A 12,790-nucleotide genomic window follows, 5' to 3' on the forward strand; every position below is an offset into this window, starting at 1 on the left:
TGCGCAAAGGGGCACCGATTTTAATCGGCGATGCCGTCTTGCGCCTGTTGTGTGGGCAAGCTAGGGGACAAAGCCAAACCGCCCGTGCCAGCCCGTGGTTATTGGATAGTTTGCTATATATTTAATAGCAAACTATCGTTGTCAGCCGGCGCTTTCCACCAGTTGCGTCACCGGCACCGGCTTTTCGATGCCTACCAGCGCGCCGCTCGGAGCTGGCGCGGCCGGTGGGGCGACGCTTTCGTCCTGCAGCTCGCGCACCACGAGCTTCTTGTCAGTCATGCGCACCGCGCCGAAGATCGTGCAGAAGGCCACGTCCTTGGCATCGCGCCCCGTGCCCACGCGCACCAGCCGATCGACGGGCGCCATGCGCGTCGCGTCGAACAGCACCCATTGCCCGCCGAGCCAGGCTTCGAACACCGCGTGAAAGTCCTGCGGCGGTTCGTCGAACCATACATAGCCCACCACCAGCCGCGCGGGGATGTTCAGCGCGCGGCAGAAGGTGATGCCCAGGTGCGCAAAGTCGCGGCACACCCCCGCGCGTTCCACGAATACTTCGCGCGCGGTGGTGGTCGAGTCGCTGCTGCCGGGTTCGTAGGCGATGCTTTCGTGGATCCAGTCGACGATCGCCTGCACGCGGCCGATGCCCGGCGGCAATTCGCCGAAGAGTTGCTGCGCGCAGCGCGACATCAGGTCCGACTCGCAGTAGCGCGTCGGCATCATGTAATGCAGCACCTCGTCGGGCACTTCGCTGACGGGCACCTCGCGCAGGTCCGGCGGCACGTGGACGTGCGAGCGCTGCACCGTCGCCCTGTAGCCGATCTTCAGCGGCCCCGGCTTCGCATCGAAGCGGATGAAGCGATTGCCGCTGCCCTCGTCGCAGAACACCTGCATCTCGGTCGGCGGTTCGATGGTCAATGTCTCCTCTACCACTGCCTGCGCGCCGGAGCGCGCGGCCTCGATGTTGAGCAGCATGTGCGCGGGCGCGGCCACCTCGTAGTCGAGTTGCGCGTCGACATGGGAAATGTGCATGGGTGTTTTCTTCAGGCCCGTCGTCGCCGCGAGCGGTGTTCGGGCCATTGCATGACCTGCCATTGAGCCTGCGTCACGCGCAGCACCCGCAGCACGCGGTGCGCGGGGCTCTGCAGCAGCATGCCGAGCGACCGCGCCTGCGGCCACTTCGTCTTCGAGCGCTGCATCAGTCCAGCGCCTTCTTCACCGCGCCTACACCGAGGGCGGCGAGCACCACGAACAGCACGGCCAGCACGAGGAACAGGCCGAACAACAGCTTGGCAATGCCGGCCGCTCCCGCCGCCACGCCACCGAAGCCGAGCAAGCCGGCCACCAGTGAAATGACCGCAAAAATGATCGCGTACTTCAACATCCGATACTCCTTGCAGCGGGCCTCGCCCACCGTGCCGAGAGCTTAGGAAGGGCGCCACGCCTGCCCGATAGTCACGAGCCCCAAGCGGCCGTAGGACAGAAACGCGACGACGCCAAACCCGCTAGCATCCGCGTCGGTTTCCCATAAAGATCAACCTCGTCATCCCATCCATTTCCCTGGAGCCATTTCGCATGAAGCTGTATTACTCGCCCGGTGCCTGTTCCCTCTCGCCCCACATCGCGCTGCACGAAGCCGGCCTCGCCTTCGAACCCGTGATGGCCAGCACCAAGAGCCACAAGCTGCAGGACGGCACCGACTACTACGGCATCAACCCGCTGGGCTACGTGCCGATGCTCGAACTGGACGACGGCACGCGCCTGCGCGAAGGCCCGGCCATCGTGCAATACATCGCCGACCTCGCACCCACCAAGAACCTCGCGCCCGCCGCCGGCACGCTGCAGCGCTACCGCCTGCAGGAGTGGCTCACCTTCATCGGCACCGAGATCCACAAGGGCTACAGCCCGCTGTTCAACCCGAACATGCCCGAGGAAGCCAAGACCATCTTCAAGGACAAGCTCAAGTCGCGCTACGAATGGCTGGACAGCCAGCTCGCCGACAAGCAGTACCTGATGGGCGAGCACTTCAGCGTGGCCGATGGCTACCTCTTCACCGTGACCAACTGGACCAAGCCGACCGGCGTCGACATCTCGGCTTTCGCCAACGTGCAGGCCTGGCATGCGCGCGTGGCAGCCCGTCCGGCCGTGCAGGAAGCAATGAAGGCCGAAGGCCTGCTGAAGTAGACCGAAGCGCTCAAGTCAACGTGGCTTTGCCACTTGACTTGATCACACACCGGGGCGGGCTGGGCGCGCCCCGGTGGCGTTCAGAAGCAAGCAGCGAAGCGGCCGGGCCCTCTACGGGAAAACCCGGACCGCTTCAGCCACAAGCCGCACGATGCGGCTTTTTTTTCGCGTCACGCTACGGGCAGCACTCCAGACAGCGAAGGAACCCAGCGCCATGGCCGAAACCCCTCCCACCGTCGAACTGCGCGAAGAGATGCGCGGGCCCGTCATGTGGCTCACCATCGACCGCGAGGGGCGGCGCAACGCGATCAACGGCGCCGTGCTCGCCGGCCTCGGCGATGCGCTGCGACGCGCGAACGACGATCCCGCCGTGCGCGCCGTCGTCATCACCGGCGCCGGCACGCGCGCCTTCTGCGCGGGCGCGGACCTGCAGAGCGGCACCTCCTTCAAGTTCGATTACGCCCAGCCCTACCAGGGCTTCGCCAACCTCTTTCGCCAGGCGCGCCTATCGACCGTGCCGCTGATCGCGCGCGTCAACGGCGCATGCATGGCGGGCGGCATGGGGATCATGGCGATGTGCGACATGGCGGTGGCCAGCAGCAGCGCCGTGTTCGGCCTGCCCGAGGTGAAGGTCGGCCTCTTTCCCGCGCAGGTGCTCAGCGTCCTCGACGGCCTGCTGCCGCGCCGCGTGCTGGCCGAGATGTGCATCACCGGCGAACCCATCAGCGCCGCAGAGGCGCTCGAACATGGATTGATCAACCGCGTGAGCGACGACGTGGACCAGAGCGTCGAGGGGCTGCTCGGCCGCATGCTCGACAAGTCGCCCGCCGCCATCCGCCGCGGCCTCTACACGATGAAGAAGATCCAGGCGATGGCCTTCGAGGAATCGATGGCCTTCACCGAAAGCCAGATCGGTCTCTTCGCGCTCACCGAAGATGCGGCCGAGGGCCAGCTCGCCTTCCGCGAGAAGCGCAAGCCGCAATGGAGCGGCCGATGAGCGACAGCAGCAACGCCGGCAACAACGAACGCATCGTCCGCATCGGCGGCGCCTCGGGCTTCTGGGGCGACAGCAGCGTGGGCGCGCCGCAGCTCGTGGCCAGCGGGCAGATCGACTACCTCGTGTTCGACTACCTCGCCGAACTCACCATGTCGATCCTCGCGGGCGCGCGGCTCAAGAAACCGGAGCTCGGCTACGCCACCGACTTCGTTTCGGTCGCGATGAAGTCGGTGCTGAAGGACGTCGTGAAACAAGGCATCCGCGTCGTGAGCAATGCGGGCGGCGTGAATCCCCAGGGCTGCGCCGATGCATTGGCCGCACTCGCCAAGGAGCAAGGCATCGCATTGAAGATCGCCGTGGTGAGCGGCGACGACGTGTCCCCGCTGCTGCCGCACCTGCGCCAGGCACAGCCGCCCGTGCGCGAGCTGCAGAGCGGCGCGGCGCTCCCCGAACGCGTGCTCACCGCCAATGCGTACCTCGGCGCGCGGCCCATCCAGGCGGCGCTCGATGCGGGCGCGCAGGTCGTCATCACCGGCCGCTGCGTCGACTCGGCCGTCACGCTCGGCGTGCTGATGCACGAGTTCAAGTGGCAGCCCGGCGATCACGACCTGCTCGCCGCCGGCAGCCTCGCGGGCCACATCATCGAATGCGGCTGCCAGGCCACCGGCGGCCTGCACACCGACTGGGACACCGTGCCCGACTGGCCCCACATCGGCTACCCGATCGTCGAGTGCAGCGCCGACGGCAGCTTCGTCGTCACCAAGCCCGCGGGCACCGGCGGCAAGCTCACGCCGGCGGTCGTGGGCGAGCAGATGCTCTACGAGATCGGCGACCCCGCGGCCTACCTGCTGCCCGACGTGACGGCCGACTTCACGCAGGTGCGCATCGCGCAGGCCGGCCCGCACCGCGTGCGCGTACACGGTGCGCGCGGCCGTGCGCCGACCGCGAGCTACAAGGTCAGTGCCACGTATGTCGACGGCTTCAAGACCGCCGCGCAGCTCACCATCGTGGGCTTCGATGCAGCCGCGAAGGCACGCCGCACGGGCGATGCGATCCTCGCGCGCACCTGCGAGCTCTTCGCGCAGTCTGGCTTCGGCCCTTACAGCGCCACGCACATCGAGATGCTCGGCGCCGAGTCCTGCTACGGCCCGCGCGCGAACGCACAGGCACTGCAGACGCGCGAGGTGGTGCTGCGGCTCGCGGTGACGCATCCGCGCAAGGAGGCGCTCGAATTGTTCGCGCGAGAGGTGGCGCCGGCCGGCACCTCGTGGTCTCCAGGCACCACGGGCGCGGGCGGCGGGCGCGCTTCCGTGTCGCCATCGATCCGGCAGTACGCTTTTCTGCTCGACAAGTCGCAAGTGGAGGCCAGCGTGAGCGTCGATGGACAGCGCATCGATGTGCCGCGCACTCTCGCACCTGCTGTCGTCGATGCGCCCCCGCACCGAACTGCCAGCGCCGCGCAACACGAAGCCACACCCGAGGCCCCTGACACCATCGAAGTGCCCCTCCTTCGCCTGGCCTGGGCCCGCAGCGGCGACAAGGGCGACACCTCGAACATCGGCGTCATCGCGCGCCACCCTGCCCTGCTGCCGCTGCTGCGCGAGCAACTCACCGAGGCCCGCGTGGCCCACTGGCTCGCGCATCTCGCCAAGGGCCGCGTCACGCGCTACGAGGTGCCCGGCATCGACGCCTTCAATTTCGTCTGCGAAGAAGCGCTCGGCGGGGGCGGCATGGCGTCGTTGCGCAACGACCCGCTCGGCAAGGGCATGGGGCAGATCCTGCTCGCGGTGCCGGTGCGCGTGAGCGCCGCGCTGCTGGCCCTGCTCTGCTGAAAAGCGCCATAGCACCAATCGGGACAACCGTGCGACAGCAGGGTTGAGACGGGGCGCTTAGCCTTGCCGCTGTTTCAACTCTGCTCCCTCCTCCACGATGTCCACCCTTTTCGACCCCGTACAGGCCGGCGACCTGAAGCTCGCCAACCGCATCGTGATGGCGCCGCTGACGCGCAACCGCTCGCCCAACGCCGTGCCCCCCGAGCTCGCCGCCACCTACTACGCGCAGCGCGCCACCGCGGGCCTCCTGATCACCGAAGCCACCGCCATCAGCCACCAGGGCCAGGGCTATGCCGACGTGCCCGGCCTCTACGGCGCCGAACAGCTGGACGCCTGGAAGCGCGTGACCGACGCGGTGCACGCCAAGGACGGCAAGATCGTCGTGCAGCTCTGGCACGTGGGCCGCGTCTCGCACACCGAACTGCAACCCGATGGCGGAAAGCCCGTCGCCCCCTCGGCCATCACCGCCAAGACCAAGACCGTGCTCATCAAGGGCGGCGTGCCGACCTTCGTGGAGACCTCCGAGCCGCGCGCACTCGATGCCGGTGAACTGCCGGGCATCGTTCATGCCTATGCCATCGCGGCACGCAGCGCAGTGGAAACCGCCGGCTTCGACGGCGTCGAGGTGCACGGCGCCAACGGCTACCTGCTCGACCAGTTCCTGAAGGACGGCAGCAACAAGCGCACCGACGACTACGGCGGCCGCATCGAGAACCGCGCGCGCCTGCTGCTCGAAGCCACCCGCGCCGTGGTCGATGCGGTCGGTGGCGGCAAGACCGGCATCCGCCTGTCGCCCGTGACGCCCGCCAACGACGTGCACGACAGCAACCCGCAGCCGCTCTTCACCTACGTGGTCAAGCAGCTCGCGCAACTGAACCTGGCCTACGTCCACATCATCGAGGGCGCCACCGGTGGCCCGCGCGAAATCGAGGACCGCCCCTTCGACTACGAAGCCCTCAAGGCCGCGTACCGCGAAGCCGGCGGCAAGGGCGCATGGATGGTCAACAACGGCTACGACAAGCCGCTGGCCGATGAAGCCGTCAAGGAAGGCGACGACCTCGTGGCCTTCGGCAAGCCCTTCATCTCGAACCCCGACCTGGTGCGGCGCCTGCGCGAGAACGCGCCGCTGAACGAGCTCGACAAGGCCACGATGTACGGCGGTGGCGCGAAGGGCTACACGGACTATCCGGCGCTCGGCTGACGTCCGGGGCCATGGCAAGATGCGGCGGACATTTCCAGTCCGCCACAGGAGAGAAACGCCATGGCCCGCATCGAGCAACGACTGGCCGCGCTCGGCCTCGTTCTTCCCCCGACGGTGACGCCGCCGCCCGGTGTCGTGCTGCCTTTCCGGTTCGTGCGGCTCGTCGGCCGCCGCGCGATCGTCTCGGGCCACGGCCCGCTCAACGCCGACGGCACCATCGCTGCGCCGCTGGGCAAGCTGGGGCGCGAAGTGAGCGTCGAGCAAGGCTATGCGGCGGCACGTCTCACCGCATTGGCGATGCTCGGCAGCCTGCAGCGCGCCCTCGGCGACCTCGACCGCATCGCCGCCTGGACGCGCGTGTTCGGCATGGTCGCCTCGGCGCCCGGCTTCGACAAGCAGCCGGCGGTGATCAACGGCTTCTCGGACCTCATCCTCGAACTCTTCGGGCCCGACATCGGCGCGCACGCGCGCAGTGCCGTGGGCATGGCGGAGCTGCCGTTCAACATCCCGGTCGAGATCGAGGGCGAGGTGGAGTTCGACGCGTGAGCGCCGCCGCACCGTGGGTGCTGAAACGGGCCGACGCGGGCGATGCGGCATCCATCACCGCCTGCGCCGCCGAGGCCTTTCGCCACTACATTCCGCGCCTGGGCCTCACGCCGATTCCGATGACCAGGGACTACGGCGCCGCCATCGCCGATGCGCAGGTCTGGGTCGCCACGCAGCAGCACGAAACCATCGCCGCGCTGGTGCTCGATGTCACCGACGAAGGCTTCCTGATCGACGTGATCGCGGTGATGCCGCAGCACCAGGGCACCGGCGTCGGCCGCGCCCTGCTCGAGCTCGCCGAGCACGAGGCACTGCGGCAGGGCCACGATTCGATCTACCTCTTCACCAACGAGAAGATGACCGAGAACCGCGCGCTCTACGAACGCATCGGCTATGTCGAATACAAGCGCCTCGCCCTCGCCGGGCGCACCCGCGTCTTCCTGCGCAAGCCCTTGAAGAACAAGAAGAAGTGACCGCCATGCAGCTCGCCCGCATTCACCACGTCGCCATCATCTGCGCCGACTACGCCAGGTCGAAGCGCTTCTACACCGAGGTGCTCGGCCTGCGTGTGGTCGCCGAGAACTACCGCGCCGCGCGCGCTTCGTACAAGCTCGATCTCGCTCTGCCGGACGGTTCGCAGATCGAGCTGTTCTCGTTTCCCGAAGCGCCCGCGCGTCCCACGCGGCCCGAGGCGCAGGGGTTGCGGCACCTGTCCTTCGAGGTGCATGACGTGCAGGCCGCAGCCGATGAACTCGCGGCGCAAGGCGTCGCGGTGGAGCCGCTGCGCATCGACGAATACACGGGCCGGCGCTTCACTTTCTTTGCCGACCCCGACGGCCTTCCGCTCGAACTCTACGAAGCCGAGCCTTCCGAAGACCTCGACGCGCTGCTGCTGAAACTCGAAGGCGCGCTGCATCTGCGCGAGGTGCGATCCAGTGCCGCGCAGCTGGAGGAATTGCTCGATGACGACTTTCACGAACTCGGTGTGTCGGGGATCGAATGGACGCGGCCCGCGATCGTCGAGGCACTGCGCGGCGAAGCCTTCTCGGAGCGAACGATCTCGGACTTCCGCGTGCAACGCATGGCGCCCGATGTGGCGCTGGTCACCTACCGCGCACACCGTGCCGCGACACCCGAGCGCCCCGCTGCCGATTCGCTTCGCAGTTCGCTGTGGCGACTGCGGCGCGGCAGATGGCGCATGGCGCTCCACCAGGGCACGCCGCTGCCGACACAGCCCTAGGCGACCTCGCCGAACGCGACGCTCACGCGCAGGCCCGTGGGCTCGGCCGCTTCGAGCCGCAGCTCGGCCCCCAGCAACTCGGCATAGCGCGACACGATCGACAGCCCCAGTCCCGAGCCCTGCCCCAGCTTCTGCCCGGCAGGGCCCTGCGCCCAGCGCTGCATCAGGTCGCGCTGCGCCTCGATCGGAATGCCGGGCCCGTCGTCGATCACGCTCAGCGTGCGCCCTGCGAGCTCCACCGTGATCGTGCGGCCACCATAGCGCAGCGCGTTGTCGATGAGGTTGTCCAGGATGCCTTCGACCAGCGCTTCGTTGGCCATCACGACCACGCCGTCATCCAGGCCTCGCGCGCCGAGGTCCACGCCCCGCGCATCCGCGCGCGCCAGGTGGCGCAGCACCGTCTGCTCGGCCAATGCATCCAGGTGCACCGGCGCACGTGCCAGGCTCGTGCGCGCTTCCTCGGCCAGCGCGAGTGCGAGCAGCTGGTCGATCAGGTGGCTCGCGCGCGCCTGGCGCTCCGACACGCGCTCCAGCTGCTCGCGCCAGACCGCGGTGTCGTGCTGCGCCAGGCCGTACTCGGCCAGCGCGCGGATGCCCGCGAGCGGCGTGCGCAATTCATGCGCCACGTTGCCCACGAACTCGCGTTGCGCCTGCACGCTGTGGCCCAGCCGCTCGAACAGCGAATTGACCGCGTTGCCCAGGCGTTGCAGCTCGCGCGAGGTCTGCGCCACCGCCACCGGCGAGAGATCGCGCACGTCGCGCCGGTCGAGCGCGCGCTGCAGGTCGCCCAGCGGCCGCAGGTCGCTGCGGATGCCGTACCAGAGCCACACGGCCAGCAGCACCAGGAGCAGGATCTGCGGCGCCAGTGCAAAGCCCAGCAGCTGCCGCACGAGCGCCGTGCGGCTGAGCGTGGTCTGTGCAATCACCACGCGGTAGGGCATGGCGATGCCAGGTTCCGCGTCGTGTTCGAGCGTCACCGCGCGCATGGACTTGCCCTGGTAGGTCACGTCGGAGAACCGATAGCGCGCGCCACCCGCAGGCAGCGGCGCCTGCAACTCCGATTCGCCCGAGATGAGCGAACCGTCGAGCCGCTGCACCGAGAAGTGGACCTTGTCGATCTGGTCGAAGAGCACCGTGGCCACTTCGCGCGGCGTGAGCAGGAGCTCGATGCCGCGCTCGCCCGCCTGCACGTTGGCCGACAGCGCATACGCATCGTCGAGCATGCCGCGATCGAAAGCCTGTTCGGAAAAGTAGTTGGCGATGACCAGCGCGATCACCGCGCCGAGCATCCACGTGAGTGCCAGCGGCACCAGCACGTTGCGCAGGACCCGCCGCGTGAGCGACGGTGCGATCGGGGGAACGGTGCCTTCCGTCACACCTCGGCTTCGAGCAGGTAGCCGATGCCGCGCAGCGTGCGGATGCTCGCGCCCGTGCCCAGCAGCTTCTTGCGCAGGCGCGAGATGAAGGCCTCGAGCGCGTTGTCGCCCAGCGACTCGTCGAAGCTGGAGAGCTTGTCCGACAGCGCCCGCTTGCTGACCGTGCGGCCCGGCGGGCTCATCAGTTCCCACAGCACCTCGAACTCGCGCGCGGGCAGGTCGAGCGGACCGCCCGCGGTTGAGAAGCGGCGCGCCTTGCGGTCCAGCTTCAACTGGCCGAGCAGCACGATGTCTTCGGTGCCCTTGGCGCGTCGCACGAGGGCACGCAGGCGCGCCTCGACTTCGGCGAGATCGAAGGGCTTGCCCAGGTAGTCGTCGGCACCCGCATCCAGGCCTGCGATGCGCTCCTCGGTGCGGCCGCGCGCGGTGAGCACGAGCACCGGCGTGCGGTCGCCGCGCGCGCGTGCCTGTCGCAGCGCAGTGAGGCCGCTCGCCAATCCACTGGTGGGGCTCGCGGTGGCCGGCAGGTTGAGGTCGAGCAGCACCGCGTCGAAGGGTTGCACGCGCCAGAGGTGGTCGGCGTCTTCGACGTTGGTCGACACGTCGACCCGGTGGCCCGCGTCCGCCAGGCTGCGCAGCATCACATCGCGCAGGACGGCGTCATCTTCGACAAGCAGGATTCGCATGATGGTGGGGGGGTGGAAGTGTGAAGAGTTGCTGAATGAATGGGTCAGGGGCCGGTCAGTAGCTCCACACGATAGTCGTTGCATGAGCATACGACAGCAGCATGAAACCAGGGCCATTTTCATGGCCGGCGCCACACGATGAGCGCACGCGATTCCTCCGATCAGCTGAGCATGGTGCCGCGCGAGGTGCAACGCACCGCGGTGGTCCTGCTGCATGGTTTATGCAGCACGCCTGACGAGTTGCTGACCGTGCAATCGGCGTTGCGCGCCCGGGGGTATGCGGTGCACCCGCTGTCGATCGATGGCTACTCGTTCGATGCCAATGCGCCGCTGCAGCATGCCGCGCCGTACGAGCGCTGGCTCGATGCCATCCAGGCCGAGGTCAAGGCGCTGCGCGCGCAGCACGACCGGGTGATGCTGGTCGGCATCTCGGCCGGCTCCTCGCTCGCGCTGGGCGCGGCCATCCGCTGCGGGCGCGACGTCGATGCGCTGGTGCTCATGTCGACCACGCTGCGCTTCGATGGCTGGGCGATTCCGCGCACGCAGTTCCTTTTGCCGCTGGCCTTCTACACGCCGCTCGGGCGCCTCTGGCAATACCGCGAACGCCCGCCCTACGGCGTGAAGAACGAACGCGTGCGCGCCTGGATCGAGCGCGAGCTGCGCCACCGCAAGATCTCGCGCGCCGGCAGCTCGGTGATCGGCGTGGGCCACCTGCGCGAACACGACCGTCTGATCCGCCACGTGCGGCGCAACCTGAACGCCGTGCAATGCGACAACGTGCTCGCGCTGCATGCCCAGCAGGACGAGGTGGCCAGCGTGGCCAACCTGGACATCCTCGCGCGGGGCCTGCGCTGCCGCGCATTCCGCACCGTGGTCGTGGCCAACAGCTACCACATGATCACGATCGACAACGACCGCCAGCAGGTCGTGCGCGAAACCGTGTCGTTCGCCGACGCGGTCGCGCATGGGACGATGCCCGAGCATCCCCTGTACGCATGAGTTCGCAAGAACGACGAACACACCTGAAAGGAACACCGCCCATGTCCTCGCCCACCTTCAACAGCATCGCGACGATCCTGGAGACCGACTTCAAGCTCGATCGCAGCGCCATCTCGCCGGCCACCGTGCTGACCGACCTCGGTCTCGATTCGCTCGCGTTGATGGAGTTCGTCTTCGCGGTGGAGGACGCCTTTCACCTGCGCATTCCCGAGGACCGGCTCGATCCGCGCGAGGCCGGCATCACGCTGCAGCGCCTGTGCGAGGTGATCGACACCGAGAGCAGCGGCGTGGCCGCGCCTTCCGCCGAAGCGGCCCACGCATGAGCGCCGTGCCGGGCCGCCCCAAGCAAGCTCGCTCCCGCTTGGCGGGAAGGCGCGCAGCGCCAAGGGTGCACCAATGAGCAGCGGCGCCGCGCACGCCGTGCTGGCCGCCTCCGCGGCGCGTGCCGCATCGGCCCCCGTTCGCGTGAGCGGCATGGGCTTCGTCACGCCCATCGGCCGCACCGTGGAGGCCTTCGACGAGGCGCTCTTCGCCGGCCGTTCGGCGGTGCGCGCGCAGACGCTCGAGATCAAGGGCATGGACCCGATGTCGCTGGCCGTGGCCGCGTGCGATTTCGATTCGAACGGCGTGCGCAGCACCTCGCGCCTGCCGCTGGACCGCGGCACGGCGATGGCGCTCGCCGCCGCGCAGGACGCGGCCGCACAGGCCGGGCTCGGTGCCGACAGCGTCGACCCCGAACGCCTTGGCATCTTCTGGGGCAGCGGCCTCGCGGGCGCGGGCGCCTTCGACACCACGACCAGCGCGCTCTATGGCGAGCAGAAGCGCATGCGCCCGACGACCGTGCTCACCGTGATGCCGAACGCGGCAGTGGCAGAGCTCGCGCTGCACTTCGGCGCGCGCGGTTCGGCCATTGCCTATGCATGTGCCTGCGCCTCCTCAGCCGTGGCCATCGGCGAGGCGATGCGCGCCATCCGCGGCGGCTGGATCGACGTTGCCATCGTCGGCGGCCACGACGCCATGCTCACGCCCGGCGTGATGGCCAGCTGGCACGCGATGCGCGTGATGGCACCGCCACCGGCCGATGCGCCGTCGTCCGCCTGCCGGCCTTTCTCCGGCGACCGCGCGGGCTTTGCCATCGGCGAGGGCGCAGCGGCGCTGGTGATCGAATCCGAAGCGCACGCGCAGGCGCGCGGCGTCACCGGAAATGGGGGAACGCCCTTCGTGCTCGCTGGCTACGCCACCAACTGCGACGGCACGCACATCACCAACCCCGACAGCGCCGGCCAGGTGCGCGCCATGCGCGCAGCGTTGCGCGATGCTGGCATCGAGGCCTCGGACATCGGCCACATCAACGCGCACGGCACTGCCACGTCGGCCGGCGATGCGGCCGAAGCCGCATCGATCCGCGAGGTGTTCGGCAATGCCACGCCCGTGAGCGCCACCAAGGCGATCCACGGCCACGTGCTTGGCGGCGGCGGCGCCATCGAGCTCATTGTCGCATTGCGTGCACTGGCGCGCGAAGCCTTGCCACCCATCGCGAACCTGCAAACGCCCGATGCCGCTTTCGATCTCGACTTCGTGCGCGGCGAAGCGCGCAGTGCCAAGGGCATCCGCTACGCGCTCTCCAACTCATTCGCTTTCGGCGGCACCAACGCGGTGATCGTGGCCGGCCTTTCTTCGGATGCGACTGGTCGCTGAAGATTCGCTGAAGGCTTGCTGAAAAAAGAACGCG

Annotated in this window: 15 protein-coding genes; 10 read left to right on the forward strand and 5 right to left on the reverse strand. The window is 68.4% G+C overall.

Features of this window, described 5'->3' with window-relative positions; translation table 11 throughout:
• Nucleotides 1-141: 141 nt before the first annotated feature.
• From BM133_RS16255 to BM133_RS16260, 3 genes are read right to left on the reverse strand one after another with little or no spacing between them, the layout of a single operon-like run.
• Nucleotides 142-1,029, reverse strand: coding sequence for a transglutaminase-like domain-containing protein (locus tag BM133_RS16255; protein ID WP_093437046.1), 888 nt, complete (start codon nucleotides 1,027-1,029; stop codon nucleotides 142-144).
• An 11-nt stretch (nucleotides 1,030-1,040) separates the two neighbouring features.
• Nucleotides 1,041-1,196 carry a hypothetical protein gene (locus BM133_RS35160; protein ID WP_177224851.1) on the reverse strand — a complete coding sequence of 52 codons (156 nt, stop codon included), beginning with the start codon at nucleotides 1,194-1,196 and terminating at the stop codon, nucleotides 1,041-1,043.
• Nucleotides 1,196-1,381, reverse strand: coding sequence for a DUF1328 family protein (locus BM133_RS16260; RefSeq protein WP_013538518.1), 186 nt, complete (start codon nucleotides 1,379-1,381; stop codon nucleotides 1,196-1,198). Before BM133_RS16260 ends, BM133_RS35160 begins: the two co-directional genes overlap by 1 nt.
• A 191-nt stretch (nucleotides 1,382-1,572) precedes the next feature.
• Between BM133_RS16260 and gstA the strand changes: the two genes are divergently transcribed.
• The 7 genes from gstA (at nucleotide 1,573) to BM133_RS16295 (ending at nucleotide 7,997) form a co-directional block, all read left to right on the forward strand.
• Nucleotides 1,573-2,181: a glutathione transferase GstA gene (gene gstA, locus BM133_RS16265; protein WP_093435622.1), complete on the forward strand. Its 609-nt coding sequence runs from the start codon at nucleotides 1,573-1,575 to the stop codon at nucleotides 2,179-2,181.
• A gap of 214 nt (nucleotides 2,182-2,395) precedes the next feature.
• Entirely contained in the window at nucleotides 2,396-3,178 is a 783-nt protein-coding gene (locus BM133_RS16270; RefSeq protein WP_093435624.1) for an enoyl-CoA hydratase/isomerase family protein, read from the forward strand.
• Entirely contained in the window at nucleotides 3,175-5,010 is a 1,836-nt protein-coding gene (locus BM133_RS16275) for an acyclic terpene utilization AtuA family protein (RefSeq protein WP_093437048.1), read from the forward strand. Before BM133_RS16270 ends, BM133_RS16275 begins: the two co-directional genes overlap by 4 nt.
• 97 nt (nucleotides 5,011-5,107) lie before the next feature.
• Nucleotides 5,108-6,211 (forward strand): alkene reductase, encoded by a 1,104-nt coding sequence (locus tag BM133_RS16280; RefSeq protein ID WP_093435627.1) that lies wholly within the window; start codon nucleotides 5,108-5,110, stop codon nucleotides 6,209-6,211.
• Between the two features lie 60 nt (nucleotides 6,212-6,271).
• A complete protein-coding gene (locus tag BM133_RS16285; RefSeq protein ID WP_093435630.1) occupies nucleotides 6,272-6,757 on the forward strand; it encodes a RidA family protein in 486 nt (161 codons plus the stop codon).
• Nucleotides 6,754-7,230 (forward strand): GNAT family N-acetyltransferase, encoded by a 477-nt coding sequence (locus BM133_RS16290; protein WP_093435633.1) that lies wholly within the window; start codon nucleotides 6,754-6,756, stop codon nucleotides 7,228-7,230. Before BM133_RS16285 ends, BM133_RS16290 begins: the two co-directional genes overlap by 4 nt.
• A 5-nt stretch (nucleotides 7,231-7,235) precedes the next feature.
• Entirely contained in the window at nucleotides 7,236-7,997 is a 762-nt protein-coding gene (locus tag BM133_RS16295; RefSeq protein WP_093437050.1) for an SMU1112c/YaeR family gloxylase I-like metalloprotein, read from the forward strand.
• Here BM133_RS16295 and BM133_RS16300 read toward each other — a convergent pair.
• Both BM133_RS16300 and BM133_RS16305 read right to left on the reverse strand, forming a co-directional pair.
• Nucleotides 7,994-9,373, reverse strand: a complete 1,380-nt coding sequence (locus BM133_RS16300; RefSeq protein ID WP_093435635.1) for a sensor histidine kinase — start codon at nucleotides 9,371-9,373, stop codon at nucleotides 7,994-7,996. The two genes, BM133_RS16295 and BM133_RS16300, sit on opposite strands and share 4 nt — an antisense overlap.
• Nucleotides 9,370-10,059, reverse strand: coding sequence for a response regulator transcription factor (locus tag BM133_RS16305; RefSeq protein ID WP_013538509.1), 690 nt, complete (start codon nucleotides 10,057-10,059; stop codon nucleotides 9,370-9,372). The genes BM133_RS16300 and BM133_RS16305 overlap by 4 nt, the downstream gene beginning before the upstream one ends.
• Before the next feature lie 138 nt (nucleotides 10,060-10,197).
• Here BM133_RS16305 and BM133_RS16310 point away from each other — a divergent pair, with 138 nt between their 5' ends.
• The 3 genes from BM133_RS16310 to BM133_RS16320 all read left to right on the forward strand — a co-directional run bounded on the left by BM133_RS16310 (nucleotide 10,198) and on the right by BM133_RS16320 (nucleotide 12,756).
• Nucleotides 10,198-11,058 carry an alpha/beta hydrolase gene (locus BM133_RS16310; protein ID WP_093435638.1) on the forward strand — a complete coding sequence of 287 codons (861 nt, stop codon included), beginning with the start codon at nucleotides 10,198-10,200 and terminating at the stop codon, nucleotides 11,056-11,058.
• A gap of 41 nt (nucleotides 11,059-11,099) precedes the next feature.
• The gene (locus BM133_RS16315) at nucleotides 11,100-11,381 is read left to right on the forward strand and encodes a phosphopantetheine-binding protein (protein ID WP_093435640.1); all 282 of its coding nucleotides are present in this window, start codon (nucleotides 11,100-11,102) and stop codon (nucleotides 11,379-11,381) included.
• A 73-nt stretch (nucleotides 11,382-11,454) separates the two neighbouring features.
• Complete coding sequence (locus tag BM133_RS16320) at nucleotides 11,455-12,756, forward strand: beta-ketoacyl-[acyl-carrier-protein] synthase family protein (RefSeq protein ID WP_093435643.1); 1,302 nt, start codon at nucleotides 11,455-11,457, stop codon at nucleotides 12,754-12,756.
• Nucleotides 12,757-12,790 lie beyond the last annotated feature (34 nt).

Origin of the sequence: Variovorax sp. 770b2 (assembly GCF_900115685.1) — a bacterium.
Taxonomy (GTDB): Bacteria; Pseudomonadota; Gammaproteobacteria; order Burkholderiales; family Burkholderiaceae_C; genus Variovorax.